This window comes from Pseudonocardia sp. DR1-2 (assembly GCF_023717215.1).
Lineage (GTDB): Bacteria > Actinomycetota > Actinomycetes > Mycobacteriales > Pseudonocardiaceae > Pseudonocardia > Pseudonocardia alni.
The window spans coordinates 489620-515904 of sequence record NZ_JAMQOF010000001.1; the positions used below are offsets into that span (position 1 = coordinate 489620).

The 26285-nt window shown below is 75.3% G+C and carries 25 protein-coding genes; 14 read left to right on the forward strand and 11 right to left on the reverse strand.

Going from position 1 to position 26285, the window contains the following annotated elements:
• Nucleotides 1-14 precede the first annotated feature (14 nt).
• From glsA (ND486_RS02305) to ND486_RS02325, 5 genes are all read right to left on the reverse strand, one after another.
• Nucleotides 15-1010 carry a glutaminase A gene (glsA, locus tag ND486_RS02305; RefSeq protein ID WP_251782521.1) on the reverse strand — a complete coding sequence of 332 codons (996 nt, stop codon included), beginning with the start codon at nt 1008-1010 and terminating at the stop codon, nt 15-17.
• Between the two features lie 51 nt (nt 1011-1061).
• Nucleotides 1062-1700 (reverse strand): DUF6226 family protein, encoded by a 639-nt coding sequence (locus ND486_RS02310; RefSeq protein ID WP_251782523.1) that lies wholly within the window; start codon nt 1698-1700, stop codon nt 1062-1064.
• A 91-nt stretch (nt 1701-1791) separates the two neighbouring features.
• Nucleotides 1792-2880: a sugar-transfer associated ATP-grasp domain-containing protein gene (locus tag ND486_RS02315; RefSeq protein ID WP_285898069.1), complete on the reverse strand. Its 1089-nt coding sequence runs from the start codon at nt 2878-2880 to the stop codon at nt 1792-1794.
• 64 nt (nt 2881-2944) lie between these two features.
• Complete coding sequence (glsA, locus tag ND486_RS02320; protein WP_251782525.1) at nt 2945-3994, reverse strand: glutaminase A; 1050 nt, start codon at nt 3992-3994, stop codon at nt 2945-2947.
• A 64-nt stretch (nt 3995-4058) separates the two neighbouring features.
• Nucleotides 4059-4298 carry a hypothetical protein gene (locus tag ND486_RS02325; RefSeq protein ID WP_208823721.1) on the reverse strand — a complete coding sequence of 80 codons (240 nt, stop codon included), beginning with the start codon at nt 4296-4298 and terminating at the stop codon, nt 4059-4061.
• A gap of 174 nt (nt 4299-4472) precedes the next feature.
• Between ND486_RS02325 and ND486_RS02330 the strand changes: the two genes are divergently transcribed.
• The 8 genes from ND486_RS02330 to ND486_RS02365 all read left to right on the forward strand — a co-directional run bounded on the left by ND486_RS02330 (nt 4473) and on the right by ND486_RS02365 (nt 14146).
• Nucleotides 4473-5465 (forward strand): YafY family protein, encoded by a 993-nt coding sequence (locus ND486_RS02330; RefSeq protein ID WP_251782527.1) that lies wholly within the window; start codon nt 4473-4475, stop codon nt 5463-5465.
• Entirely contained in the window at nt 5462-6493 is a 1032-nt protein-coding gene (locus ND486_RS02335; RefSeq protein WP_251782529.1) for a YafY family protein, read from the forward strand. The genes ND486_RS02330 and ND486_RS02335 overlap by 4 nt, the downstream gene beginning before the upstream one ends.
• 160 nt (nt 6494-6653) lie before the next feature.
• On the forward strand, nt 6654-6947 hold the full coding sequence (gene tatA, locus ND486_RS02340; RefSeq protein ID WP_073574847.1) for a Sec-independent protein translocase subunit TatA: 294 nt from the start codon (nt 6654-6656) through the stop codon (nt 6945-6947).
• A gap of 61 nt (nt 6948-7008) precedes the next feature.
• A complete protein-coding gene (gene tatC, locus ND486_RS02345) occupies nt 7009-8019 on the forward strand; it encodes a twin-arginine translocase subunit TatC (protein ID WP_374231377.1) in 1011 nt (336 codons plus the stop codon).
• A gap of 102 nt (nt 8020-8121) precedes the next feature.
• Complete coding sequence (pyrH, locus tag ND486_RS02350) at nt 8122-8868, forward strand: UMP kinase (RefSeq protein ID WP_062395067.1); 747 nt, start codon at nt 8122-8124, stop codon at nt 8866-8868.
• Nucleotides 8869-8941: 73 nt separating this feature from the next.
• Nucleotides 8942-11848, forward strand: a complete 2907-nt coding sequence (locus tag ND486_RS02355) for an RNA helicase (RefSeq protein ID WP_251782531.1) — start codon at nt 8942-8944, stop codon at nt 11846-11848.
• A gap of 82 nt (nt 11849-11930) precedes the next feature.
• Nucleotides 11931-12812 (forward strand): DUF4333 domain-containing protein, encoded by an 882-nt coding sequence (locus ND486_RS28775; RefSeq protein ID WP_285898072.1) that lies wholly within the window; start codon nt 11931-11933, stop codon nt 12810-12812.
• Nucleotides 12813-12880: 68 nt separating this feature from the next.
• Entirely contained in the window at nt 12881-14146 is a 1266-nt protein-coding gene (locus ND486_RS02365) for a GNAT family N-acetyltransferase (protein WP_251782533.1), read from the forward strand.
• A 25-nt stretch (nt 14147-14171) separates the two neighbouring features.
• Here ND486_RS02365 and ND486_RS02370 read toward each other — a convergent pair whose 3' ends face one another.
• The gene (locus ND486_RS02370) at nt 14172-14951 is read right to left on the reverse strand and encodes a cyclopropane-fatty-acyl-phospholipid synthase family protein (protein WP_251782535.1); all 780 of its coding nucleotides are present in this window, start codon (nt 14949-14951) and stop codon (nt 14172-14174) included.
• Nucleotides 14952-15017: 66 nt separating this feature from the next.
• Here ND486_RS02370 and ND486_RS02375 point away from each other — a divergent pair, with 66 nt between their 5' ends.
• The gene (locus ND486_RS02375) at nt 15018-15620 is read left to right on the forward strand and encodes an XRE family transcriptional regulator (RefSeq protein WP_308215792.1); all 603 of its coding nucleotides are present in this window, start codon (nt 15018-15020) and stop codon (nt 15618-15620) included.
• A gap of 2 nt (nt 15621-15622) precedes the next feature.
• On the opposite strand, the gene ND486_RS02380 is transcribed toward ND486_RS02375, so the two are convergent.
• Together ND486_RS02380 and ND486_RS02385 are read right to left on the reverse strand one after the other, a co-directional pair.
• The gene (locus ND486_RS02380; RefSeq protein WP_374231366.1) at nt 15623-16960 is read right to left on the reverse strand and encodes a M20 family metallopeptidase; all 1338 of its coding nucleotides are present in this window, start codon (nt 16958-16960) and stop codon (nt 15623-15625) included.
• The gene (locus ND486_RS02385) at nt 16957-17922 is read right to left on the reverse strand and encodes a 5'-3' exonuclease (RefSeq protein WP_224402490.1); all 966 of its coding nucleotides are present in this window, start codon (nt 17920-17922) and stop codon (nt 16957-16959) included. The genes ND486_RS02380 and ND486_RS02385 overlap by 4 nt, the downstream gene beginning before the upstream one ends.
• Nucleotides 17923-17993: 71 nt before the next feature.
• On the opposite strand from ND486_RS02385, the gene ND486_RS02390 reads away from it, so the two are divergent.
• From ND486_RS02390 to ND486_RS02410, 5 genes are all read left to right on the forward strand, one after another.
• Nucleotides 17994-18845 carry a GAF and ANTAR domain-containing protein gene (locus tag ND486_RS02390; RefSeq protein ID WP_374231367.1) on the forward strand — a complete coding sequence of 284 codons (852 nt, stop codon included), beginning with the start codon at nt 17994-17996 and terminating at the stop codon, nt 18843-18845.
• A gap of 130 nt (nt 18846-18975) precedes the next feature.
• Nucleotides 18976-20103: a Xaa-Pro peptidase family protein gene (locus tag ND486_RS02395; protein ID WP_251782537.1), complete on the forward strand. Its 1128-nt coding sequence runs from the start codon at nt 18976-18978 to the stop codon at nt 20101-20103.
• Between the two features lie 114 nt (nt 20104-20217).
• Nucleotides 20218-20412, forward strand: a complete 195-nt coding sequence (locus tag ND486_RS02400) for a PspC domain-containing protein (protein ID WP_251782994.1) — start codon at nt 20218-20220, stop codon at nt 20410-20412.
• A 271-nt stretch (nt 20413-20683) separates the two neighbouring features.
• Nucleotides 20684-21490: a PIG-L deacetylase family protein gene (locus ND486_RS02405; protein WP_224402491.1), complete on the forward strand. Its 807-nt coding sequence runs from the start codon at nt 20684-20686 to the stop codon at nt 21488-21490.
• A gap of 201 nt (nt 21491-21691) precedes the next feature.
• Nucleotides 21692-22468 carry a polyprenol monophosphomannose synthase gene (locus ND486_RS02410; RefSeq protein WP_208825076.1) on the forward strand — a complete coding sequence of 259 codons (777 nt, stop codon included), beginning with the start codon at nt 21692-21694 and terminating at the stop codon, nt 22466-22468.
• Nucleotides 22469-22492: 24 nt separating this feature from the next.
• Here the strand turns inward: ND486_RS02410 and ND486_RS02415 are convergent, their stop codons facing one another.
• From ND486_RS02415 to ND486_RS02425, 3 genes are all read right to left on the reverse strand, one after another.
• Entirely contained in the window at nt 22493-24244 is a 1752-nt protein-coding gene (locus ND486_RS02415; RefSeq protein WP_251782539.1) for a DUF885 domain-containing protein, read from the reverse strand.
• A 105-nt stretch (nt 24245-24349) separates the two neighbouring features.
• Nucleotides 24350-24691, reverse strand: a complete 342-nt coding sequence (locus ND486_RS02420) for an RNA polymerase-binding protein RbpA (RefSeq protein ID WP_020627709.1) — start codon at nt 24689-24691, stop codon at nt 24350-24352.
• A 241-nt stretch (nt 24692-24932) separates the two neighbouring features.
• Nucleotides 24933-26258, reverse strand: coding sequence for an MFS transporter (locus tag ND486_RS02425; RefSeq protein ID WP_251782541.1), 1326 nt, complete (start codon nt 26256-26258; stop codon nt 24933-24935).
• Nucleotides 26259-26285: the final 27 nt, after the last annotated feature.

Consider the following 26285-nt stretch of genomic DNA (forward strand, 5'->3'; position numbering starts at 1 on the left):
CCCCGGGGTACGGCTCAGTCGGGCTGGGCGATCCGGCCGAACCGCGACTCCTGCGGGTCGGCGAACACGTGCAGCCCGAACCGCGACGACAGCTCCCGGCAGACCGCGACGCCGCGCACCGAGTTGCCGTGCCGGTCCAGGCCGGGGGAGTACACGCCGAGCCCGAACCAGCGCGGCAGCACCCCCATGATCCCGCCGGACACCCCGCTCTTGGCCGGGATGCCGACGTCGTGCGCCCACTCGCCGGCGGCGTCGTACATGCCGCACATGCTCATCACGCTGACCACGGTGCGCAGGTGCTCGCTCGGCAGTGCGCGCTCGCCGGTCAGCGGGTTGACCCCGCCGTGGGCCAGGGTGGCGCCCATCGCCGACAGCTCCGGCGCGGTCACCGTGATCGAGCAGGCGGCGAGGTAGACGTAGAGGGTGTCGTCGATGTCGCCGTGCAGCATGCCCAGGCTGCGCATCAGGTAGCAGAGCCCGAGGTTGCGGTCGTTGGAGACCAGCTGCTCGTCCAGCACGTCCTGGTCGATCTCCAGCGACGGGTTGCCGGTGAACAGCCGGTTGCGCTCCAGCAGCCGCGCCGCCCGCTCCTCCTTCGTGGCGCCCTGCACCAGGTTCGCCGCGACCAGCGCCCCGGCGTTGATCATCGGGTTGAACGGGCGGTTGCCCGCCTGGTCGAAGGTGATCGAGTTGAACGGGTCCCCGGACGGCTCGACCCCCACCCGGCGCAGCGTCTCGGTCAGCCCGTTGTCCTCCAGGGCGACACCGTAGGTGAAGACCTTGGAGATCGAGTGCAGCGGGAAGCGGACGTCGCAGTCGCCGACCTGCCACTGCGTGCCGTCGACGTTCGTGCCGGCCAGGCCGAACTCCTCGGCGCGGGCCTCCATCTCCGGCGGGTAGTAGCTGACGACCTCCTCGCCGGGCAGCAGGATGCCGCTGCCGGCGGTGCAGGTGCTGCGGAGGTCCTCGAACTGCTGCTGGACCAGTTCGCGTTCGGCCTGCGCGACCATCGGTGTCCCTTTCGTCGGGGGTGTCCGGTCGCACCGTAGCGAGCGCGCGGCTCAGGCGTGGCGCAGCGGCCAGGGCGCCCACACGACCGGAGCGTCACCCGGGCCGGCGCACGCGGTCGCCCCACGGCCGTCGGACGCGGTGTCGGCGACGGTCTCCCCGGACGACGACCTGCCGCGGTGCGGCCCGAGCGCGTGCCCGGCCCACGTGACGCCGTCGCGACGGGTGCACCACTCCCGGAACGTCCCGGCGACGACCGCCGCGACGGTGTGCTCGAGCTCGTCGGCGACCTGCTCCCAGGTGTCGTCACAGGCGTCGCACCCGCACGGCGGCAGGTGCGCGGACAGCAGGTGCCCGGCCCGGACCACGACGCCCGGGAAGCCCGTCCGGACCAGCGTCACCGTGGCCGCGTCCGGGGCGCGCGGGCGCAGCGTCGTCACCCGGACCGCGCCCGGGGTGTCCCCGGCGGGGTCGCCCTCGTGCTCGACATCGACGTCGTAGCGGGCGGCCAGGTGCGCGGCGACGGCGTCGGCGACGGTGTGCAGCGGCCGGAACCGCTCGGAGTGGGTCACCACCGAGTAGCTGTCCTCCGGCGGGCCGTCCGGACCCCAGCGGCTCCCGTACGGGACGACCGCGCCGGTGGCGTCGTGGAACACGGCGGCCGGCACGTCCGGTCGCCGGTAGGTGTCCATGCCCCGCAGGGTGCCGGACCCCGCGGGCCGGGCGCACCCGGAATCCCCGGGCCCGGCTCGGCGACGCCACCGGGGCGTCCGGTCACCGGACCTACGGCCCGGGCCGCCGCGGGGCCGGGATCCGGGCCGCGGGTCGCCACAGCCGCTCCCAGCCCATGTCCGCGAAGCAGGGACCCTGGGTGGCCTCGGAGAACTTGATGTCGTTGTGCCCGGCGTTCCACTCCAGTACGACGGGCCGCTCGTCGGCGTCGACGGTCAGGTCCCACCCGACGCAGCGCGCGAACGGCATCCCCCGGTGCAGCTGCAGCACCGCGGCGACGCACCCGTCGAAGCCCGGCACGGTGGTCCCCGTGAACCCCGCGCCGGAGTCGGGGTGGGCGTCGACGCGCGTCCAGCGCGGGGTCAGGCCGTGGTCGGCGAGCCGGCCGGTCGTGGTGTCCACGGCGACGCGCACGTGGCTGGCGGAGCGCACGTGGGTGTCGGCGGCGCGCCCGAACCGCAGGTAGGCGGCCCGGACCGAGGCGACGCCGTCGTCGGTCACGACGGTGGTGACCCGCATCGTCGCCACCGAGCCCGGGGTGAACCCCGCGAGCAGCGGGTGCTGGTCGACCCAGCTCTGGAACACCCCCGACGGCAGCCCGCCGAGCTCGGCGGGGTCGAACCCCGACCGGTGCAGCACCCGCACCCCGGCGCCCTGGATCGAGTCGTCGGACTTGAACACCGCCCGGTCCGAACCGGCGAACAGCACCGACGCGAGCCCGGCGCGGTCGAGGTGGCGCAGGTCGCGGTCGTAGAGGCCGCCGTTGACCCAGTAGGCGACGTCGGCGATCAGGTCGGACCGCAGCAGCCGCCGCGACAGCGGCTTGAGCTTCGAGACCTCGCCGTAGGGCCCCTGCACGGCGGGGAGCACGACCCGGCCGTAGTAGTTGTCGGGGATCCAGCCCTCCCGGAACTCCCCGGCCACCGCGGCGTAGACCCGCAGCCAGGGGGCGTAGCCGCGCCAGCCCAGCACGTCGCCGGCCCAGGCGTCGCACGCCCGGGCCGTCGCCGGGGCGGACGGACCGCGCTCGGCCTCGATCGCGGCGAGGAGCGCCGCAGCCTCCCCGCGGTGGCGGCGGTGGAACCGGATGGCCCCGGCCCGGCGCAGCGCCCGGTCCGCGACGACGTCCAACGTGGCCATGCGTGCCCTGCTCCCGGTGTCGACGACGATGTCCCGCAGAGGACTCGTCCGCCGCGCCGGATCGTTAGAGCCCGTCGGGCAGCCAGCCGTCGCCGGAGGGGTACATCTCGGTCGCCTCCTCCCGCCGGCCCGGGCGCACGATCCGGCCCAGCCGCGACTCCGACGGGTCGGCGAACACGTGCAGCCCGAACCGGTCGGACAGCTCGCGGCACACCGCGACCCCCCGCACCGAGTTGCCGTGCCGGTCCAGCCCGGGGGAGTAGACGCCGACCCCGATCGCGTCCGGGATCGCCGCCAGGATCGCCCCGGACACGCTCGACTTGGCCGGGATCCCGACCTCGTAGGCCCACTGCCCGGCGGCGTCGTACATGCCGCACATGCTCATCACGCTGAGCACGTCACGGGTGTACGTCCGGGGCAGCGCAGGCACCCCGGTGAACGGGTTCGCCCCGCCCCGGGCCAGGGTCGCCGCCATCGTCGACAGCTCCGCGGCGGTGACGGTCACCGAGCAGGCCGCCAGGTAGATGTACAGGTTGTCCTCGATGTTGCCGTGCAGCATCCCCAGGCTGCGCATCAGGTACGACAGCGCGACGTTGCGGTCGTTGGAGACCAGCTGCTCGGCCAGGACGTCGTCGTCGACGGCCAGGTCGGGGTTGCCCGCGTAGATCCGCAGCCGGGTCAGTAGCCGCTCGACCTTCTCCTCCTTGGTGGCGCCGTGCACCAGGTTCACCGCGACCAGCGCCCCCGCGTTGATCATCGGGTTGAACGGGCGGTGGTTGACCTCGTCGAAGCTGATCGAGTTGAACGGGTCGCCGGAGGGCTCGACCCCGACCCGCAGCAGGACCTCCTCACGGCCGTTGTCCTCCAGCGCCAGGCCGTAGGTGAACACCTTGGAGATCGAGTGCAGCGGGAAGCGGACCCCGGCGTCGCCGACCTCCCACTGCGTGCCCTCGATGTCGGTGGCGGCCAGCCCGAACAGCTGCGCCTGCCCGGCCATCGACGGCGGGTAGTACGCGACGACCCGCCCGTCGGGGACCCCGCCGGGGCTCCCGACCGCACGGTGCAGCTCCTCGAGCTGCCGCTGCACGATCGCGCGCTCGGTCTGCTGCTCCATCGGCGCCCCTCCTCGCGGACCGGTCCGTCCGGTGCGGAGCGCAAACTAGATCACCGGTGCCGGGTCACTCGATCCCGGGCATGATGCGGCGGCGCAGCTCGGCCAGCTCGTCCTGTACCTCCGGGTCGGCCGGACCCGCCTTCTCCGGCGCCGGGGCGACCCCCATCGACCGCAGCAGCCCGGTCGCGGCCGCGGCCGGGTCCCCGGTCTCCCCGAGGACCGGGTGCAGACCCTGGTCGGCCAGGTGGTGGAACACCAGGTTCACCACGGTCCACGGGTTGAACGTCTCCTGCTCACCGGACATGCGCCACCTCCACGTGCCGGTACGGCCGCGGCGCCGCACCCGGGGTCGAGCCTTTTCCGTACACGCGCCGCCGTCAACGACCCTGTCGCAGGATGAGACACCCCGGCGCGGTCCCGGGTGCCCGCGGCCCGGGGCGCCCGATCCGTCCCGTCCGGCCTGGCTACGATGCCCGTCGTGTCCTCCGCCCGCGCCGAGCGACTGGTCAACCTGGTGCTCTGCCTGATGTCGACGCGCCAGTACCTGTCCGCGGAGCGGATCCGGTCGATCGTCCCCGGCTACGCCGACGGCGCCGGCGACGAGGCGTTCTTCCGGATGTTCGAGCGGGACAAGGCCGAGCTGCGCGAGCTGGGCGTGCCGCTGGAGACCGGCCACAACTCGGTGTTCGACACCGTCGAGGGCTACCGGATCGCCCGGGCCGACTACGAGCTCGGCGAGATCCACCTCGACCCGGACGAGGCGACCGTCGTCGCGCTGGCCGGGAACCTGTGGGACTCCCCGGAGCTGGCCGGCGCCGCGCACGGGGCGCTGGTGAAGCTGCGCGCCGCGGGCGTCGAGGTCGCCGAGACCCCGGCCGCGGCGATCCGGCCGGGCGCCGCCGCGGGTGAGCCGGCCCTCGCGCCGCTGCTGGGCGCGGTGCGCACCGGCCGCGTGGTCACCTTCGACCACCGCCGCGGCGGCCCCACCGGGGAGCTGGTGCGGCGGACCGTCGAGCCCTGGGGCGTGGTGTCGTTCCGGGGTCGCTGGTACCTGGTGGGCCACGACCGCGACCGCGACGACGTGCGCTGTTTCCGGCTCTCCCGCGTCGAGGGCCCGGTGCGTGCCGTCGGACCGGAGGGCGCGGTCACCGTGCCCGACGGTGTCGACCTGCGGGCGCTGGTGCGTGCCTCGGCGGGCCCGCAGCCGGTGTCGGGCACCGCACGGGTCTGGGTCGCGGCGGGACGCGCGGCCGGGCTGCGCCGCGCCGGCCGCGAGCGCGGGCAACGCGAGCACGCCGGACGGCCGGGCGTGGAGATCGAGCTGGACCTGCGCGACCGGGGCACCGTCGCGCGGTGGCTGGCCGGGCACGGCCCGGACGTCGCCGTCCTCGACCCGCCGGAGCTGGCGCGCGCGGTCCGCGAGCTGTGGGAGGCCGCGCTCGGTGCGGGTGCCCTCGGGACCCGCTCGTGAGCCGCCAGGGCGTCGCCCAGCGCCTGCCCCGGCTGCTGTCGCTGGTGCCCTACCTGCGGGCGCACCCCGGGGTGCCGGTCGCCGAGGCCGCCGCGGACTTCGGCGTCGACGAACGGCAGCTGCGCAAGGACCTGGAGTTGCTGTGGATGTGCGGGCTGCCCGGCTACGGGCCGGGTGACCTGGTCGACCTGTCCTTCGCCGGGGACACCGTCGACGTCGTCTTCGACGCCGGGCTGACCCGGCCGCTGCGCCTGACCACCACCGAGGCGACCGCGCTGCTCGTGGCGCTGCGGATGCTGCACCAGACCGCCGGGGTCGTCGACTCCGACGCCGTCGGGCGGGCCATCGCGAAGGTCGAGGCCGCGGTGGGGGAGGCGGCCGGTCCGGGCGGTCTGGTCACCGTCGAGTCCGGGATCGGCGAGCGCGACACCACCGCCGTCGTGCGCCGGGCGCTCGACCGCGGGCGCGCGCTGCGCATCGTCTACTTCACCGCGGGCCGTGACGCGGTGTCCCGCCGCGACGTCGACCCCATGCGGCTGGTCGTCAGCGGCGGGCGCGGCTACCTGGAGGCGTGGTGCCGCCGCGCCGAGGACGTGCGGATGTTCCGCCTGGACCGGGTGGAGCAGGCCGAGGAGCTCGACGAACCGGCCCGCGCCCATCCCGAGGCCCGGCCCGTCGACGTCTCGCACGGGCTGTTCAGCCCGCGCGCCGAGCACCGGTACGCGGTCCTGGAGCTCGACCCGGACGCGCACTGGGTCGCCGAGTACTACCCGGTCGACGAGGTGCGCACCGGCGCCGGTGAGCTGGTCGAGGGCGACCCGCCGCCCGGCGCGCCGGACGCGGTGCCCGCCGCGGCGGGCGGCGACGACCGGCTGCGGGTGCTGCTCCGCTTCGCCGACGACGACTGGCTGGTCCGCCTCGTCCTGGGGCTCGGTGGCGCGGCCCGTATCGTCGAGCCCCCGGAGCTGGCGACGGCGGTGCGCGAACGGGCCCGCGAGGCCCTCCGGATCGCCGACGCATCACCCTGAGTCACTCCGGCGCCCCCGGGAGGGGGAATGCGACAGGATGACGACGACGGCATGAACACCGGGTGACCGGAGCCACGTCCCGGGGCGGGGGGACCGGGCGACCGATTCGCCCGTGTCTACACTCGGTGTCGACCCGGCCCGATCGACGCGAGGTGGACCCATGCCCGGTGGTTACGAGTGGCTGATCATCATCGCCGTTCTGCTCCTGCTGTTCGGCGCGAAGAAGCTGCCCGAGATGGCGCGGTCGGTCGGTCAGTCCGCCCGCGTGTTCAAGGGCGAGATGAAGGGCCTCAAGGACGACGACGCCCGCAGCCGGCAGGCCGAGGAGCCCAAGCCCGCTCAGGAGCTGCCCGCCGCCGCACCGGCGCCGCAGCAGACCGCCCCGGCCCCGCAGCAGACGCCGCAGCAGCCGCCGGCACAGGCCACCGACCGGCCCGCCGGTCCGACCGCCTGAGGCACCTCCTCCCGTGAAGGCGCCGTTCCGTCGGAAGCGCAGGCTGAACCCCGACGGGACCATGACCCTGATCGAGCACCTCTACGAGCTGCGCAACCGGCTCGGCATCTCGCTCGCCGCGATCGTGGTGACGACGGTGTTCGGCTACATCTGGTTCGAGGTCTCGTTCTTCGGTTTCCCGAGCCTGGGTGAGCTGCTCAAGGAGCCGTACTGCTCGCTGCCGCCCTCGGCGCGCGCGTCGCTGACGGCCGACCCGAACGCCTGCACCCTGCTCGGCACCACCCCGTTCGACCAGTTCATGCTGCGCCTGAAGGTCGGGGCGACGGCCGGGGTGATCCTGGCCTGCCCGATCTGGCTCTACCAGCTGTGGGGCTTCATCACCCCGGGCCTGCTGAAGAAGGAGCGCCGCTACGCGCTGGGCTTCGTCTCGGTGGCCGCGGTGCTGTTCGTCGCCGGCGCGGTGCTGGCCTACCTGATCATCCCGCAGGCGCTCGGCTTTCTGCTGACCATCGGTAGCGAGATCCAGACGACGGCGCTGACCGGCACGTCGTACTTCTCGCTGGTCGTGAACCTGATCGTCATCTTCGGGGTCAGCTTCCTGATCCCGCTGCTGGTCGTCGCGCTCAACGCGGCCGGGGTCGTGTCCTACGACGTGCTCCGCCGCTCCCGGCGCGGGCTGATCTTCGGGCTGTTCTGCTTCGCCGCGATCGCCACGCCCGGCCAGGACCCGATCTCGATGCTGGCGCTGGCGTTCGCGCTGACCCTGCTGTTCGAGGGCGCCATCCAGGTCTGCCGGATCACCGACCGGCGCCGGGCCCGCCGTCGCGCCGCCGAGGGCTGGGACTCCCTGGACCCGGACGAGCCCTCGCCGCTGGACACCACGCCGTCGCCGATCGAGGGGCCGTCCCGGATCGAGCCGTCGCGGATCGAACCCCCCGCGCCGTTGTCGACCACCCGGACACCCGTCGTTGCCCCGGACGGCGGCACCGCGGGTGCGGGGAACGGCCGCCCCGGGGGTGCCGGGACGAACGGGACCGTCCCCGGGCCGCCCCGCTACGACGACATCACCTGACCGGGGCGGTGCCGCGGATCCCCCCGCGGCCCCGTCCGGCACGGCTCCGTAGGCTTGCCCCCCGGATCGGGTCGGGCGGCACTGAGGAGCGGGTCGGGACAGATGAAGTACAACCGGGTGGTCATCAAGCTCAGCGGACAGGCGATGGCCGGTGCCGACGGCTTCGGGTTCTCCGCGCAGGCCCTGTCCCACCTCGCCGACCAGATCCGGCAGATGCGTGCGCTGGGGGTGCAGGTCGCGGTCGTCGTCGGCGGCGGGAACGTGTTCCGCGGCAATCGCTCCGAGACCTGGGGGATCGACCGCGTCGAGGCCGACAACATCGGCATGCTCGGCACCGTGATCAACGGCCTCCTGCTCCGCGGCAAGCTCTCCGCGGGCGGTGAGGAGAACGTCCGCGTCATGACGGCGATCCCGATCAACGCCGTCGCCGAGCCGTTCCTGCGGCTGCGCGCCAAGCGGCACCTGGAGAAGGACGCGATCCTGATCTTCTCCGGCGGCAACGGGCAGCCGTTCATCACCACCGACTACCCGAGCGTGCAGCGCGCCCTGGAGATCGGCGCGGACGCGCTGCTGGTGGCCAAGCACGGCACCGACGGCGTCTACGACACCGACCCGCGCACCAACCCCGACGCGCGCCGCTACGAGCGCCTGCCCTACGACGAGGTCCTGTCGCGCCGGCTGGCCGTGATGGACCAGACCGCGTTCATCCTGGCCCGCGACCACGGCCTGCCGCTGCACGTGTTCGACATCGAGAAGGACGGCCTGATGGCCGCGATCTGCCGCGGTGAGCACCACGGCACGGAGATCAACCCCGACATCGTCGAGGCGGAGTTCGCCCACCCGGAGTAGGCCGGCGGTGCCACGTGGCCCGGCTCACCCTGTGACGGAGCAGGGTGTCGGTGCCGTGTGACAGCCTGGGGCCGTGAATGGTTCCGCCGCCGACCCGGCCGCCGCGTACGCGGCGGCGAAGGCCCGCGCCGCCTATCCGCGGCTGGCCGAGTTCACCGGTCTGATGCCCTTCGACCTGGACCCGTTCCAGCGCGAGGCGTGCGAGGCCCTGGAGGACGGCCACGGCGTCCTGCTCTGTGCGCCCACCGGCGCCGGCAAGACCGTCGCGGGTGAGTTCGCCGTGCACCTGGCCCTGTCCGAGGGCCGCAAGTGCTTCTACACCACGCCGATCAAGGCGCTGTCCAACCAGAAGTACGCCGACCTGGTCGCCCGCTACGGCGCGGACGCGGTCGGCCTGCTCACCGGTGACACCGCGGTGAACGGTGACGCCCAGGTGGTCGTGATGACCACCGAGGTGCTCCGCAACATGATCTACGCCGACTCCGACAAGGCGGCGAACCGGCGGCTGGACCACCTCGGCTACGTGGTGATGGACGAGATCCACTACCTGGCCGACCGGTTCCGCGGCGCGGTCTGGGAGGAGGTCATCCTCCAGCTGCCCGAGCACGTCGCGGTCGTCGGGCTCTCGGCCACGGTCAGCAACGCCGAGGAGTTCGGCGACTGGCTGGTCGAGGTCCGCGGCGACACCCGCGTGGTGGTCGACGAGCACCGCCCGGTGCCGCTGTGGCAGCACATGATGGTCGGGAACCGGCTGTTCGACATGTTCGGTGAGCGGAGCACCCCCGGCGGGCCCGGGGAGGTCGTCGTCGACCCGGAGCTGGTCCGCTACACCCGCGAGATGGCGCGGCGGGACTTCACCACCTCACGCGGCTCGGACCGGGCGGGCGACCGCGGGCCGCGCGGCCGGGGTGGTCCGCAGCGCGGCCGCACCCGGGGCGGGAAGACCGACTCCACGGCCGTCGTCGGGCGGGGGCCGCGCGGGGGCGGGCCGTCGCGCGGTGGGTTCCGGCCGCCCTCGCGGGTGCAGGTGATCGACCGGCTCGACCGCGAGGGGCTGCTGCCCGCGATCACGTTCGTCTTCTCCCGCGCCGGCTGCGACGCCGCGGTCGGCCAGTGCGTGCGGGCCGGGGTGCGCCTGACCGTGCCCGAGGAGGTCGACGAGATCCGCCGGATCGTCGAGAAGCACACCGGCGACCTGCCGCAGGCCGACCTCGGCGTGCTCGGGTACTGGGAGTGGCGCGAGGCCCTCGAACGCGGCGTCGCGGCCCACCACGCCGGGCTGCTGCCGGCGTTCAAGGAGACCGTCGAGGAGCTGTTCGTCGCCGGCCTGGTGCGCTGTGTGTTCGCCACCGAGACCCTGGCGCTGGGCATCAACATGCCCGCCCGCACCGTCGTGCTGGAGCGGCTGGTCAAGTACAACGGCGAGGCCCACGTCGACCTCACCCCCGGCGAGTACACCCAGCTCACCGGGCGCGCCGGGCGCCGCGGGATCGACGTCGAGGGCCACGCCGTCGTGCTGTGGGCACCCGGCATGGACCCGGAGCAGGTCGGCGGGCTGGCCTCCACCCGCACCTACCCGCTGCGCAGCTCGTTCCGGCCGGTCTACAACATGTCGGTCAACCTGGTCGGGCGCCTGGGCACCGACGCCGCCCGCGAGCTGCTGGAACGCTCCTTCGGGCAGTTCCAGGCGGACCGCTCGGTGGTCGGGCTGGCCCGGCGGATCGACCGCAACACCGAGGCCCTGGACGGCTACCGGGAGGCGATGAGCTGCCACCTCGGCGACTTCGCCGAGTACGCCGACCTGCGCAGGCGCATCGCCGACCGGGAGAAGTCGCTGCGCCGCCAGAACACCGTCGCCGCCCGGGACGAGGCCTCGGAGTCGCTGCGCGAGCTGCGCCCCGGCGACGTGATCGCGGTGCCCTCGGGCAAGCGCGCCGGGATCGCCGTGGTGCTCGACCCGGGGATCGGGGCGGTGTCGGCCGCGGGCCGCGACGCCGAGGTCCGGCCGCTGGTGTGCACCGAGGACCGCTGGGCGGGACGGTTGTCGGCGGCGGACTTCCCGGACGCGGTGGAGGTGCTGGGCCGGATCAAGCTGCCGAAGCGGGTCGAGCACCGGTCCCCGCAGGTCCGCCGGGACCTGGCCTCCTCGCTGCGCGCCTCCCGGCTGGGGGAGGGGCGCGCCCTCGGGCGTCGTCGCCGGCCCGGGGTGCAGGACGACCCGGAGCTGTCGACACTGCGCCGGGCCCTGCGCGCGCACCCCTGCCACGGCTGCGACGACCGCGAGGCGCACGCCCGCTGGGCGGAGCGGCACGCGAGGCTGGAGCGGGAGACCGAGACGCTGCGGCAGAAGGTGCGGGCCACGACGCACTCGCTGGCCCGGGCGTTCGACCGGATCCGGGCGCTGCTCGCCGAGCGCGGCTACCTCGTCCCGGCCGGGGAGGCCGAGCCCGGCGAGGAGGAGATCACCGCGCACGGCCGGGTCCTCGCCCGGCTGTGGGGCGAGTCGGACCTGCTGGCCGCCGAGTGCCTGCGGCACGGCGCGTGGGACGGCCTGGAGCCCGACGAGCTGGCCGCGGTGGTCTCGGCGCTGGTCTACGAGTCCCGCCGCGACGACGCACCGATGCCGCGGCTGCCCACCGGCCCGGTGTCCGACGCGCTGGAGCGGACCGTGCGGCTGTGGGAGGAGCTCGACGCCGACCAGCGCCGGCACAAGGCCGAACGCACCCGCGCACCCGACCTGGCGTTCGCCTGGCCGATGCACCGGTGGGCCCGCGGCGAGTCCCTGGCACAGGTGCTGGAGGCCGCCGAACGGAACGGGCACGAGCTGTCCGCGGGCGACTTCGTACGCTGGACCCGGCAGGTCCTCGACCTGCTCGACCAGATCGCCGGGGTCGCCGGGCGGTCGAGCGCGGTCGGGAAGGCGGCCCACCGGGCCTCCGGTGCGGTCCGGCGCGGCGTGGTCGCGGCCGGTATGCAGTAGCAGTCACGAACAGCACCAGCAGTCACGAGCAGCACCAGCTGTCACGACGGCAGGACGAGAGAGACGGGCGGACGAGTAGGCGATGAACAACCCGCAGGGACCGGACCGGCATCCCGAGGATGCCGCGGAGCGGACCGGGGAGATCCCCGCCTGGGGCACGCCACCGCCCGGCGGGTGGGGCGCCGACCCCGAGACCACCGGAGCCTGGTCCCCCGACCGCGACGACCGTGACGGCTGGGCCGCCCCCGGCGCCGCCCACGACGCCGGCGGCGCACCCGCGCAGGGCACCGGCGGCTGGGACGCCGTCCCGCCCGCGGGCGGACGCCACAGCGGCGACACCGGCGGCTGGGCCGCCCACGACGGGGGCGCCGGGGACCCGGCCCGCGGCGAGCCGCTGTGGGGCGACGAGGCCGGCTCCGACACCGGCACCGACGGCGGATGGGCCGTCCCGACGGGGCGCCGCGCCCGTCGCCGGGCCGCCGAGACCGGAGCGCCGACCGACGCCGTCCCCGCGTCGTCGCCCGGGTCGCCCTGGGCCGACGCGCAGACCACCGCGGCCGTCCCGGCCGACGGCGGGTCCGGGCCGGGCGGGTGGCAGAACCCCGGCCCCGGCGAGGACGAGCCCTGGGTCTCCCGGGACGCGGTCCGCTCCCCGTCGCGGACGCGGCGCTACGTCCTGGCCGGGATCGGCGCCGTGGTGGTGGCCGCACTCGTGGTCGGCGCGCTGTTCTGGGCGGGCGTGCTCGGCAGCGACCGGCTCGACCGCACCGCGCTGCAGGCCGGGGTCAACCAGGTCCTCACCCAGGACTACGGCCTGCAGGTCGGCGCGATCGCCTGCCCGGAGGACGTCGAGGTGTCGGCCGGTACGCAGTTCACCTGCCAGGCCGTCGTCGACGGCGAGCAGGTGGAGGTCCCCGTCGTCGTGACCAGCGACCAGGGCGACTACCAGGTCGGGCGGGTCTGACCGGGCCGCGGTGGCGGACCGGGTAATCGGCTGGCGCGCGGGGCGCGCGGACGCGAGGCTCGTCGGATGTGAGCCCCGATGACCCGTTCGCCCCGCACCCCGCCCCGCCGGCCGTCGCTCCCCACCCGGTCCGGACCCTGACCGACCCCGCCGACCGGCGCCGCGCGTTCGACCTGTTCCTGGGCACCCTGCACCACGGCCCGATCACCGACGACGCGTGGGAGGCCCACGGGCAGGCCCCCGACGAGCACTGGCTCGGCGTCGCGGACCCCTCCGGTGCGGTGGTCGGGTCGGCGTACTCCTTCCCGACCCGGCTGACCCTGCCCGGCGGGGCCCGGGTCCCCGCCGCCGCGGTCAGCGGCGTCGGGGTGCGGCCCGACCGGACCCGCGCCGGGCGCCTGACCGCGCTCATGCGCGCCCAGCTGACCGCGGCCCGCGACCGCGGCGACGTCGCCGCGGTGCTCCGCGCGTCGGAGGCCGGCATCTACGGTCGCTACGGCTACGGCGTCGCCTCCCGCGCCGACCAGGTCCGCGTCACGGCGGGGGCCGCGTGGCGCCCGGAGGCCCCGGCCGGGGACACGGTGCGGATGCTCGACCCCGACGAGGCGACCGGGCTGCTGCCCGGCCTGCAGGAACGCCTCGCCGCGGACCGCCCGGGCGGGATGACCCGCTCCGCGCGCTGGTGGCGGCGGGCGCTGCGCCCCGCGGGCCCGCCCGCCGGCGAGTACAAGGGCGTGGCGGTGCACACCGGCACCGACGGCGTCGACGACGGGTTCGTGGTGTGGGGCGTCGCGGAGGGCGACCTGGCCACCGGCGGCACGGACGAGGTCCGGGTGCAGCAGCTCTGGGCCGCCGGGCCCGCCGCGACCGCCGGGCTGTGGCGGTTCCTGACCGGCCTCGACCTGGCCGGCGCGGTGACGAGCTGGGCACGTCCCCTCGACGAGGACCTCGACCTGCTGCTGACCGACTCCCGGGCCCACCGGGTCACCGGCCGCGGCGACGACCTGTGGCTGCGCCTGCTCGACCCGGACGCCGCGCTGCGGGCCCGCGCCTGGGGCCCCGGCGGACCGGTCGTGCTGCGGGTGCACGACGCGTTCCTCGGCGACACCGGCACCTGGCGTCTCGCCGACGGCGCCGCCGAGCCCGCCGCCGGCACCGATCCGGACCTGGAGTGCACCGTCGACGCGCTGGCGGCGGCGTTCCTCGGCGACCGGTCGCCGTCGTCGCTGGTGGCGGCGGGCCGCTGGCGCGAGCACACCCCCGGCGCCCGGGTCCGGGCGGACGCGCTGTTCGCGGTGCCCGGACCGGCGCCGTGGTGCGGCACGTTCTTCTGAGCGTCCCCGCCGGCGACCCGGACGCTCAGGTCCGGCGGCGGGCCCGGACGACCGCGTCGTGGCCGGTCACCGTGCTGCCGTCGGGCAGCGTCACCGGCCGCGGCCGCGCGTCGGCGACCAGGACCTCCCACCGGTCCGGGTCGAGCGCACCGGCGAGCTCGTGCTCGTCGGGGAACAGCTCCGGCTCCGGCGGGCGCGGGATCCCGGCGGCCAGGTCGCGCGGGTGGTGCAGCACCAGCAACAGCGTCCCCCCGGGGGCGACGGCGTCGGCGAGCGCGGCGTACAGCGGGCGGCGCACGTCCAGGGGCAGGTGCAGGAACTGGGCGTTGACCAGGTCGTAGACGCCGGCGGCGGGCGGGGCGGAGCGCAGGTCGGCGGCGGTGAGGGTGACCGCGTCGGCCCACCCGGCCCGCTCGACGGCGGCCCGGGCCCGCTCCACCGCGACGGGGGAGACGTCGACGGCGTCCACCCGCCAGCCCCGCGCGGCGAGCCACACCGCGTCGCCGCCCTCCCCGCAGCCGACGTCGAGCGCCCGCCCGGGCGGCAGGTCCGCGGCCTCGGCGACGAGGGCGGCGTTGGCGTCGCCGCTCCAGATCTGCGGACGGGTGTCGTAGTGGGCGTCCCAGAACGCCGCGGACCAGCGGTCCTCGGTCACGGTGGCTCCTCCGGTGGATGTGGTGGGTGTGGTGGGCGCAGCGGCGGTGGTGATGCCGGTGACGAGTCCGTGCACCCGGTCGTCCGCGACGAGCGCGGCGACCCGGCGCTCGGACGCGGCACCGAACGGGTCTGCGGGAGAGGAGGTCATGGCACCACCCTGCGCGCCTCGGCGCGAGACTGGCAAACGTCGTTGCCGGGATGGCAAACTGCCGGTGTGGACGAGGCGATCGCGGACACCCTGGCCGGCGTCGGCCCCCGGCTGGCCGGGCTGCGCACCGCGCACGGCATGACCCTGGCCGACCTGTCGGAGGCCACCGGCATCTCGGTGAGCACGCTGTCGCGCCTCGAGTCCGGCGGGCGCCGTCCGACCCTGGAGCTGCTGCTCCCGATCGCGGCCGCCCACCAGGTGCCGCTCGACGAGCTCGTCGCCGCCCCACCGGTCGGCGACCCGCGGGTGCGGCTGCGGCCGCGCCGGGCCAACGGGATGACCGTCGTCCCGCTGACCGAGCGCCCCGGCGGGCTGCAGGCGTTCAAGATGCTCATCCCGTTCCGCGGCGACGAGCCCGACCCTCGGGTGCACGAGGGCTACGAGTGGCTCTACGTCCTCGACGGCAGGCTGCGCCTGGTCCTCGGCGGGCACGACGTCGTGCTCGGCGCCGGGGAGGCCGCCGAGTTCGACACCCACGTCCCGCACTGGTTCGGCTCCGCCGACCGCGACCGCGCCGTCGAGGTGCTCAGCCTGTTCGGCCCGCAGGGCGAGAAGGTCCACACCCGCGCCGCGCCGCGTGAGCGCCGCACCCCGGGCCACGGCGGCTGAGCTCAGTCGAAGAACGCGGGCACGTCCACCGGGCCGCCCGCCTCGGCGAACTCCGCCGCGACCGCCCCGCGCAGCGCCTCGTCGTACAGCAGGTCGGCCACCACCGCCGCCAGCCCGGCGGCGCCGTCGAGCACCGCGCGGTCCCCGGCCGCGCTCGCGGCGGCCTCGGCGAACCCGGTGGTGTGCAGCGCGGTGCCCGGCTCCGCGATCGCGATCATCGGATGGATCGACGGCACCCGCAACGAGACGTTGCCCAGGTCGGTCGACCCGGTCTCGGTCTCCGGCACCACCCCGCGCGGATACACCGTGCGCCCCCGTCCGGCCTGGTGCACCGCCCAGCGCGCGGCGAGGGTCCGGTTGTGGCGGATCGGCAGGTACGGCGGGCGCGGGTCCCACTCCAGGGTGTGGCCGCAGCCGGTCATCGCCGCCGCCGCGACGGCGATCGCCTCCACCCGCGTGGTCAGGTCCCGCAACGTCTCCGGGCGCTGCGAGCGCAGGTAGTAGCGCGCCGCCGCCCGCTCCGGCACGACGTTGGGTGCCTGCCCGCCGTCGACGACGACGCCGTGCACCCGGTCGGAGTCGGGGATGTGCTGACGCAGCATCGCGATCCCCTGGTAGCCCAGGACGACCGCGTCCAGGGCGTTGCGGCCCCGGTGCGGCTGGGCCGAGGCGTGCGCGGCGACCCCGTGGTAGGTCACCTCCAGCTGACGGCGCCCCAGGAACGGGTGGTCGGCGATGTCGTGGGCGAACGGGTGCAGCATCACCGCGGCGTCGACGCCGTCGAAGGCACCGTCGCGGGCCATCGTCTCCTTCCCGCCCCCGCCCTCCTCCGCCGGCGTGCCGAGCAGCACCACGGTGCCGCCCACCGGGTGCGCGGCGAGCACCCGCGCCAGCGCCAGGAACGCGCCCACCGCCGCCGAGCAGATCACGTTGTGCCCGCAGGCGTGCCCGATGCCGGGCAGCGCGTCGTACTCGGCGAGCACCGCGACCGTCGGGCCGTCCCCGGAGCCGAGCGTCGCCCGCAGCGCCGTGTCCAGCCCGTGCACGCCGACGGCGGCGTCGACCCCGTGCCCGGCCAGCAGCGCGGCCACCGCGGCGACCGAGCGGTGCTCGGAGAACGCGGTCTCCGGGTGGGCGTGCAGGTCGTGCGAGAGCGCCAGCAGCTCGTCCCGCAGCTCCTCGACCGCGGCCGCCACCGCCTCGCGCACCGCGGCGGGGGCGCCGTCGTGGGGGGAGGTGATCGGCTCGGCCGCCGCCGCGCGCACCGCGGTCTCCCGGGCCACGACCTCGTCGTACGCCGACGACGGCGGGACCGGCAGCCCGTGGTCCGGGCAGGTCACGACGACGCCGCCGCGTCCAGGGCCTTCCGCAGCCGCCCCACCGAGGACTCCAGACCCCACCGCCGTGCCAGCTCGTCGAGCCGGTCCGGGTCGGCGAACGACGCCGGGAGCACGTCGTCCCGGCTCAGGTCGACCTCGGCGTCGGTCCGCACCCGCACCACCGGCTCGACGACGTCGAGGTAGTCCCGCGCCGCCGCCAGCTTCGCCCGCGGCCCCGCCCCGATCCGGGTGTCGCCGTCGCCGACCGCGGCCAGCAGCTCCGCCCACGAGCCGAACCGGCCCACCAGCGTCGCCGCGGTCTTCGCCCCGACCCCGGGCACGCCGGGCAGCCCGTCGGAGGGGTCCCCGCGCAGCATCGCCATCTCCGCGTACGCCGCGCCCGCCCGCTCCCGGGGCACCCCGAACTTCTCGGCGACGTCGTCCGGGCCCAGGTTCTCGGCCTTGTTCAGCCCGCGGCCGATGTACAGCAGCCGCACCGGCGGGGCGTCGCGCACGATCTGCATGAGGTCCCGGTCCCCGGAAACCCCCAGCACCGGGTCGGAGGCCTCCCGGTGGGCCAGGGTCCCGATCACGTCGTCGGCCTCGCAGCCCACGGCCCCGCCGGTCGCGATCCCCGCCGCGGCCAGCACCTCCATGATCAGCGGCACCTGCGGGGCGAGGGTGTCCGGCACCTCCTCGGGCACCCCGGCCGGCACCTCGTCGCCGGCCCGGCCCGCCTCCACCCGGTGCGCCTTGTACGACGGCAGCGCGTCCACCCGGAACGCCGGCCGCCAGTCCAGGTCGAGGCAGGCCACCAGCCGCACCGGGCGGTGCTCGGTGACCAGCCGCGCGATCATGTCGGTGAACCCGCGCACCGCGTTCACCGGCGTCCCGTCCGGGGCGGTGACGCTCTCCGGCACGCCGAAGTAGGCACGGAAGTACATGCTCGCGGAGTCCAGCAGCATCAGCGGGCGCTCACTCATGCCGCGAGTCTGGCACCGCCGCCGTACCCGGGTGGGCGCCGGACCCGCGCGGACCGTGCAGAATGCCCGGTGTGGAGAACAGCGGAACCACCACGAACAGCGGACCTGCTGCGGTGACCGGCCGCGACGACTGGACCGCCGAGCGGGACCTGTTCGTCGTCACCGAGCAGCGCGGTGGCCCCGCCGAGGACGCCCTGGCCGACACCGGCCCGCTCGCCCGCGAGTTCGCCGCCCTCACCGGCGCCCTGCTCGCCTCCGGCTCGGTCGCCGACGTCCTCGCCCGGGTCGTCGCCGCGGTCCGCCGGGTCGTGCCCGGCGCGGACATGGTCAGCGTCACCCTCCGCGACGACGACGGCCGCTTCCACACCCCCGTCGAGACCGACCCCGCCGCTTCCTCGATCGACGAGGCCCAGTACACCAGCGGCTGCGGCCCCTGTGTCGAGGCCGCCCGCGCCGACGGTCCCGCGCTGGCGTTCTCCGACGACCTCGCCGCCGAGAGCCGCTGGAGCGACTTCGCCCACGCCGCCGTCGGGCACGGGTTCCACTCGGTGCTGGCGGTCTCGCTGATCCCCGACGCCGAGCCGCCGCGGCTGCCCGGCGCGCTCAACGTCTACGCCACCGACCGCCGGGCGTTCACCTCCGCCGACCGCGACCGCCTGATGCTGCTCGCCACGCACGCGTCGCTGGCCCTGGCCACCTGCGTCGCCGTGTCCGACGCCGGGCTCCAGGAGACCCAGCTGCGCCAGGCGATCGCCTCGCGCGACGTGATCGGCCAGGCCAAGGGCATCCTGATGGCGCGCCGCGGGCTCACCGCCGAGGAGGCCTTCGACGTGCTCCGCCGCACCTCCCAGGACCTCAACGTCAAGCTCGTCGAGCTCGCCGGGACGGTCACCGCGCACCCCACCGCGCTCGACACCGACTGACCCGCCGCCCCGGCTCCGCGGGCGTCCGGTCACGCAGCGCGTCCGGACGCCCACCGGCCTCCGCCCGGCCCACGCCGCGGTGCTCCGGGTGGCGGTCGTGTACCCCCCGTGCCCGCCTACGCTCACGGTCATGACCGATGCCGTCCCCACCGAGCTGCTCGCCGACCGGCTGCGCCGTGCCGGTGAGCACGCCGCCGAGCAGGGCACCGACGTGCTGTTCCTGACCCCGGGAACCGACCTGCGCTACCTGACCGGGTTCGACGGGTCCTCGCACGAGCGCCTGACCTGTCTGATCGTCCCGGCCGCCGGGCACCGGGCGCCGCCCGCGCTCGTCGTCCCGTCGCTGGAGGCGCCCGGGTTCGCCGGTGTGCCGCTGGAGGCGCTCGGCATCGACCTGGTCACCTGGACCGACGGCGAGGACCCGTACCTGCTGGTCAGCGACCTCGCCGGCGGCCCCACCCGGATGTCGGTCGACGACGACATGCCCGCCCGCCACGTCCTCGGCCTGCGCCACGCCTTCCCCGACGTCCCGCAGTACCTCGGCGGCACCGTGCTGCGCGAGCTCCGCATGCGCAAGGACCCGGCCGAGATCGACCGCCTGCGCGAGGCCGGCGCCGCCATCGACCGGGTGCACCGGCGGATGGGCGAGTTCCTGCGCCCCGGCCGCACCGAGGCCGAGGTCGGCGCCGACATCACCGCCGCGATCATCGCCGAGGGCCACACCGAGGCCGCGTTCGTCATCGTCGGCTCCGGCCCCAACGGCGCCAGCCCGCACCACGACGTCTCCGACCGCGTGATCGAGGCCGGCGACGTCGTCGTCATCGACATCGGCGGGCCGCTGCCCGGCGGCTACAACTCCGACTGCACGCGCACCTACGCCGTCGGCCGCGAGCCCGGCCCGGACGTCAAGGAGACCTACGCGGTGCTGCAGGAGGCCCAGGAGCGCGCCGTCGCCGCCGTCCGGCCCGGTGCCACCGCCGCCGACATCGACGCCGCCGCCCGCGAGCACATCGCCGCCGCCGGGCACGGTGAGCACTTCATCCACCGCACCGGGCACGGCATCGGCCTCGACGTGCACGAGGAGCCCTACATCGTCGGCGGCAACGACCTCGTCCTCACCGAGGGCATGACCTTCTCGATCGAGCCCGGGATCTACCAGGCCGGCAAGTGGGGCGCCCGGATCGAGGACATCGTCGTCGTCACCGCCGACGGCGTGGAGCGGCTCAACACCACCGCCCGCGACCTCGTCGTCCTGTAGCGGCCCCGGGGCGCGTTCGGGGTCACCCTCCGGGTGTTCCCCGAGCGCGCCGGGCCCCGGTGGTGCCAGGGTGGGTGAGGTCGAGTCCGCAGTACGAAGGAGAACGCAGTGAGCATGCCCCAGTCCCAGCGCCTGGTCCGGCCCCGTAGCGGGAAGGTGATCGCGGGGGTGTGTGCCGGGCTGGCCGACCGCTTCGGCATGGGTCGCAACACCGTGCGGTTCCTGTTCGTGCTGTCCTGCCTGCTGCCCGGCCCGCAGTTCGTCATCTACCTCGCCCTCTGGCTGATCATGCCGAGGAACACGGTCTGACCGAGCGGTGTGAGCGCCGTCGCGGGGCCCCGGTGTGGACCCGTGACGGCGCCCCTGCCATCATCTCCCGCGTGATCGAGCCGACGACCGCCGCCGCCGCGCGCCCCGTGCGCGCCGCCGCGTGTCGCTGTCGTCGGGGTCCGTCCCCGCGCGGCTGACACCGCCGTCCCGGCTCACCGTCCGTGGACCGCTCGCGCCGCCCGGGTACCGACCCGCTCCGGACCCGTGTCCGTACCGGCCGCCCCGGCCCCGCACGCGAAGCGATCACCAGGTGCACACCCTCTCCGGCCAGACCGTCCTGGCCCTGCACGCCCACCCCGACGACGAGTCGATCTTCACCGGCCTGACCCTGCGCCGCCTCGCCGACGCGGGCGCCCGCGTCGTGCTCGTCATGGCCACCGGCGGCGACCTCGGCGAGTCCCGCCTCCCCCTGGAACCCGGCGAGACCGTCCCCGACCGCCGCCGCCGCGAGCTCACCGACGCCGCCGCCCTGCTCGGCGTGCACCGCCTGGTGCTGCTCGGGCACCGCGACTCCGGCCTGCCCGGCGGCCCCGGCCTGCGCCATCCCCGCGCCCTCGCCGCCGCCGACCCCGTCGCGCTCGGCCGCGCCGTCGCCGAGATCGTCGACGCCGAGGGCGCGGGCACCGTCCTGCACGACGACGACGCCGGCATCTACGGCCATCCCGACCACCGCGCCGCGCACGCCGCGGGCGCCATCGCCTGCTCGCTCACCGGCGCCCACGGCTACCGGATGACCGTCGACCGCGAGCACCTCGCGCTGGCCGCGCGTGACCGGCACCTCGTCCACGGCGCCGCGCACGCCGCGGGCGTCGGCTACGGCCGGGTCACCGCCGAGATCGCCGTCGCCGTCGGGGGCGGCCCGGCCGAGCTCGCCGTCAAGCGGGCCGCGATGCTCGCCCACGCCAGCCAGATCGCCCCGGACGCGGTCGACGAGGCGGGCTTCGCCGCCGCCTACGGCTACGAGTGGTTCCTCCCCGGCGAGAACACCGGCGGCCGGGCCCGCGGCGGTGTCCTGGAGGCGCTGGGCAACGCCCACCTGCTCGCCGGGACCCGCTGACCGCAGCCCCCGTCCCGCGCCCGCTCCCGCCCCGGGTCCGGTCCCGCGTCCGATGCCGCCGCGTCGGGCGGTCGCGGCGCTCCACTACGCTGTCCGCACGACCGCGCTCCGCCGCAGCACGACGAGCGGTGACCGAGCAGGTGCGGTCGGTACGGGTAGGGTCGTCCGGTCGACACCGATCGGGCGGGGGAGAGGACGAGCATGGTCGAACCGCCGGGCCCGGTCCTGGTCGTGGTTCCCACCTACGACGAGCGGGAGAACCTCGGTCCCGCCGTCGCGCGGCTGCACGCCGCGCTGCCCGACGTCGACGTCCTCGTCGTCGACGACGCCAGCCCCGACGGCACCGGAGAGCTCGCCGACGCCCTCGCCGCCGCCGACGAGCGGGTCCGCGTCCTGCACCGCTCCGGCAAGGACGGCCTCGGCGCCGCCTACCTCGACGGCTTCCGGCACGCGCTGACCGGCGAGCACCAGGTCGTCGTCGAGATGGACGCCGACGGCTCGCACGCCCCCGAGGACCTTCCCGCGCTGCTCGCCGCCCTGGCCGACGCCGACGTCGTCCTCGGCTCCCGCTACGTGCCCGGTGGGCGCGTCGTGAACTGGCCCTGGCACCGCGAGGTCCTCTCCCGCGGCGGCAACCTCTACTCCCGCCTCGCGCTCGGCGTGCCGCTGCGTGACATCACCGGCGGCTACCGCGTCTACCGGCGCACCGTGCTCGAGCAGCTGCAGCTGGACTCGGTCGCCTCCCAGGGCTACTGCTTCCAGGTGGACATGGCCTGGCGGGCCCTGCAGGCCGGGTTCCGGGTCAGCGAGGTCCCGATCACCTTCACCGAGCGCGAGCGCGGTGCCTCCAAGATGAGCGGCGGCATCGTCGCCGAGGCGCTGTGGCGGGTCACCTGCTGGGGCCTGTCGCACCGGCTCGGCCGCGACACCCCCCAGCGCCCCGCGGGGCCGGTCACCGAGGGCGCCGCACACGGCTGAGCCGCGCGGCGCCCCCGGGTGCGCTCAGGAGCGCGCCGGCAGGGCCGCCAGCTCCGGCACCAGGTCGTCGAGACCCAGCGTGCCCTGCGCGAGCGCGGCGGCGTGCCACGCGGCCAGGTCGAACTCCTCCCCGCGGGCGGCGTGCGCGGCGCGGGCCCGCTCCCGCCCGGTCAGCCAGGCCCGCTCGCCCAGCTTGTAGCCGATCGCCTGGGCCGGTCCGCCGAGGTAGCGCAGCAGCTCCGAGTCGGCCATCGCGTCCCCGCCGCCGACGTGCCGGCCGAAGAACTCCCGCCCCAGCTCCGGGGTCCACCGCCGACCGGCACCGACCGGGGAGTCGTCGGGGACCGGCAGCGACAGGTGCATGCCCAGATCGATCACCACACGCACCGCGCGCAGCATCTGGGCGTTGAGGTAGCCCAGCCGCGAGCCCGGGTCGGAGTGGTGGCCCAGCTCGTCCATCAGCCGCTCCGCGTAGAGCGCCCAGCCCTCCACGTCCGCGCTCACCGCACCCACCAGCGACGTCTGGAACGTCGACAGCTCCCGGCTGCGCACCGCCCACGACGCCAGCTGCAGGTGGTGGCCCGGGACGCCCTCGTGGTACCAGGTGCTGATCAGGTCCCAGAGCGGGTAGCGGTCGTCCTCGCTCGCGGGCAGCCAGGTCCGGCCCGGCCGCGAGAAGTCCAGCGCCGGCGGTGTGTAGTACGGCGCCGCCGCGCTGCCCGCCGGCGCCAGCCGGGACTCGACCTCCCGCAGCCGGCCGGACAGGTCGAAGTGGACACCGTCGAGCTCGGCGATCGTGTCGTCCATGATCTTCTGCAGGTGCGACCGGGCGGCCTCCCCGCCCACGACGACCCCGGTCGAGCCCCCGTCGGTCTCCAGGAACTCCATCGCCTCGCGCACGCTGCCGCCGGGCACGATCCGCGCGGCCTCGACGGCCATCTCCTCGCGGATCCGGCGGAACTCCGACCAGCCCCACTCGTAGACCTCGACGGTGTCGATGTCGGCCCCGTTCCAGAACCGGTTCGCGATCCGGTACCGGTCGGGGCCCACGCCGTCCGGGGTCCCCTCCGCGGCCGGCAGGTACTCCGCGGCCAGCCAGTCCCGCAGCTCGCCCAGCGCCGCCGTCGCCTCCCGCGCACCGCGGTCCAGGTCGGCGCGCACGGCGTCACCGACGGAGGCGTCCGCGGCGAACCCGGCGAACCAGCCACGGCCGCCCGCGTCGCCGTTCCAGGCGTCGATCTGCTCCGTCACCCGCACCACCTGGCGCGGCGCGGCGAACAGCCCGCGACGGCGGCCCTCGGCCAGCGACGCCCGGTACCCGGCGAGTGCCTCGGGGACCCGCGCCATCCGCGCGGCCACGGTGGCCCAGTCCTCGTCGCCGTCGACCGGCATGAGGGTGAACGCGGTCCGCAGGGTCGCCGGCGGTCCGAACAGCTCCTGCACCGCGCGCAACGGCTCCCCGGAGGTCAGGTGGTCGAGCTGGGCGCCGAGGCGCTCACGCAGCAGCCGCGCGCAGCGCCGCTCGTCGGGGTCCGCGGGCTGCCGGGCGCCCGTGGTGGTGTCCAGTCGCTCCAGGGTCTCCCGGCAGGCGGCGACGAGCGCGGCGGTGCCGTCGGGGGAGAGGTCGGGCAGCTCGTCCTGCCGCTCGGTCCAGCCGAGGTCGCCGGCGAGGACCGGGTCGAGCTCGGCAAGGCGCCGGACGTGGTCGTCGGCGAGGTCGCGGACCGCCCGGGCGGGGCGGGAGGGGCTGGAGGTGCCGATCTGCTGATCGTTCATCACCGGTCATCATGCCCGCACGCGACGGAGCCCGGACCCCCTGAGGGATCCGGGCTCCGTGGTCACCGGGTGGTGGTCCGGTGTGTGCCTGCGGTGCGGCCGGGATCAGGCGATCTCGGCGCGCCGCTCGCGCAGCAGCTCCAGGCGCTCGTCGAGCAGCTCCTCGAGCTCGGCGATCGACCGGCGCTCGAGCAGCATGTCCCAGTGCGTACGCGGCGGCTTCTGCTTCTTCTGCTCCGGCTCGGTCCCGTCCACCCGACGGCCGACGCCGCCCTGCGGGGACTCCCACGTCGCGGGAGCCTCGGCGTCGTTCGCGAACGGCACCTGGAACTCGTAGCCGGACTCGGACACATAACGGACCATCTGCCGCGGCGCCAGGTCGTGATTGCGGTCCGTCTCGTAGCTGACAGCCCCGAGCCGGCTGCCACGCAGAACGCGGTCGGCCATGCGTCACCCTCCTGTAGCGCGATGTCGAGGGAGCACCTCGACGGTTACGTCTCCGCCACCGGGTGTAACGTGCGTGGAGCTACGGTATTCCGGCGGCAGGGCAGAACGGACCCGCTGGAGTTACCTCGCGGTAACCCGCTCTGCGCCCGATTGACCAGTGTTCCCTATCGCCGCCCGTTACACACTCCGATGTGACGTGTCAGCCATGTGTGACGGTGCTCACCGGGGCGTCGACGAGTGTTCACACAGCCGACCGGACCGGTGCACGGCCGGGGGAGCGCACCGGCAGCAACGCGACCAGTCCCGCCACCAGGACCAGCACGATCCCGATCGTCCCCGCCCGGTCCGAGCCGAACACGTAGGTGAACAGGCCGATGAGCGCCGGCGCCAGGAACGACACCGCGCGCCCGGTCGTCGCGTACAGCCCGAACAGCTGACCCTCCTGCTGCGCCGGGCACACGCGCAGCAGGTACGACCGCGACGACGCCTGCGCCGGCCCCACGAACAGCCCCAGCACCAGACCGAAGATCCAGAACATGGTCGGCCCGGACACGAACAGCAGCACCACCCCGACCACGACCAGCCCGGCCAGCGAGCCGACCACGACCGCCTTCGGGCCGAACCGGTCGTCGAGCCTGCCCCCGAGCAGCGCCCCGGCGGCGGACACCACGTTGATCGCCACGCCGAAGATCAGCACCTGGCCCGGGTCCAGCCCGTACACCGTCACCGCCAGGACCCCGCCGAAGGCGAAGATCGCGTTCAGGCCGTCCCGGTAGAGCGCGCTCGCCCCGAGGAAGTACACGGTGTGCGGGCTGGCCCGGTAGAGCGCGCGCAGGTCGGTCACCAGCCTGCGGTAGGAACCGGCCACGCCCAGCTTCGGTGCGTCCGGCGCCACCGGCGGCGTCTCGGGCAGCAGGAGGAACATCGGCGCGGCGAACACCGCGAACCACACCGCCGCCACCAGCACCGCGATCCGCACGTCGAGCCCGTCGGCGGTGGGGACACCGAGCAGCCCGCCGTCGCCGGACAGCAGGAACACGTACACCCCGAGCAGCAGCACGATCCCGCCGATGTAGCCCAGCGCCCAGCCGAAGCCCGACACCCGCCCGACCGTCGCCGGCGTCGACACCTGCGCCATCAGCGCGTAGTACGACACCGCCGCCAGCTCGGCGAAGATCGACGCCAGCGCCAGCAGCAGCAGGCCCAGCCACAGGTAGGACCAGTCGTCGCGGACGAAGAACATCCCGGCCATGCAGAGCACGACCAGCGCCGTCCACACCCCGGTCGCCCGCAGCCGACGCCCCGTGCGGTCCGCGCTCTGCCCGACCACCGGCGCCATCAGCGCGATCAGCACCCCGGCGGCCGCCGTCGACCACGCCAGCCAGCTGTTCGCACTGACCGAGCCCGGCAGGTCCGCCCCGACGGCGTCGGTCAGGTACACCGAGAACACGAAGGTCAGCGCGATGTGCTGGAACCCCGAGGAGCCCCAGTCCCAGAGCCCCCAGGCCCACAGCCGGGATCGGCGGGGCGGGGCCGGCTCTGCGGTCGGAGCGGTCGAGGCGGTCACGGCGCGAGCGTATCGACGCCCGCGGGA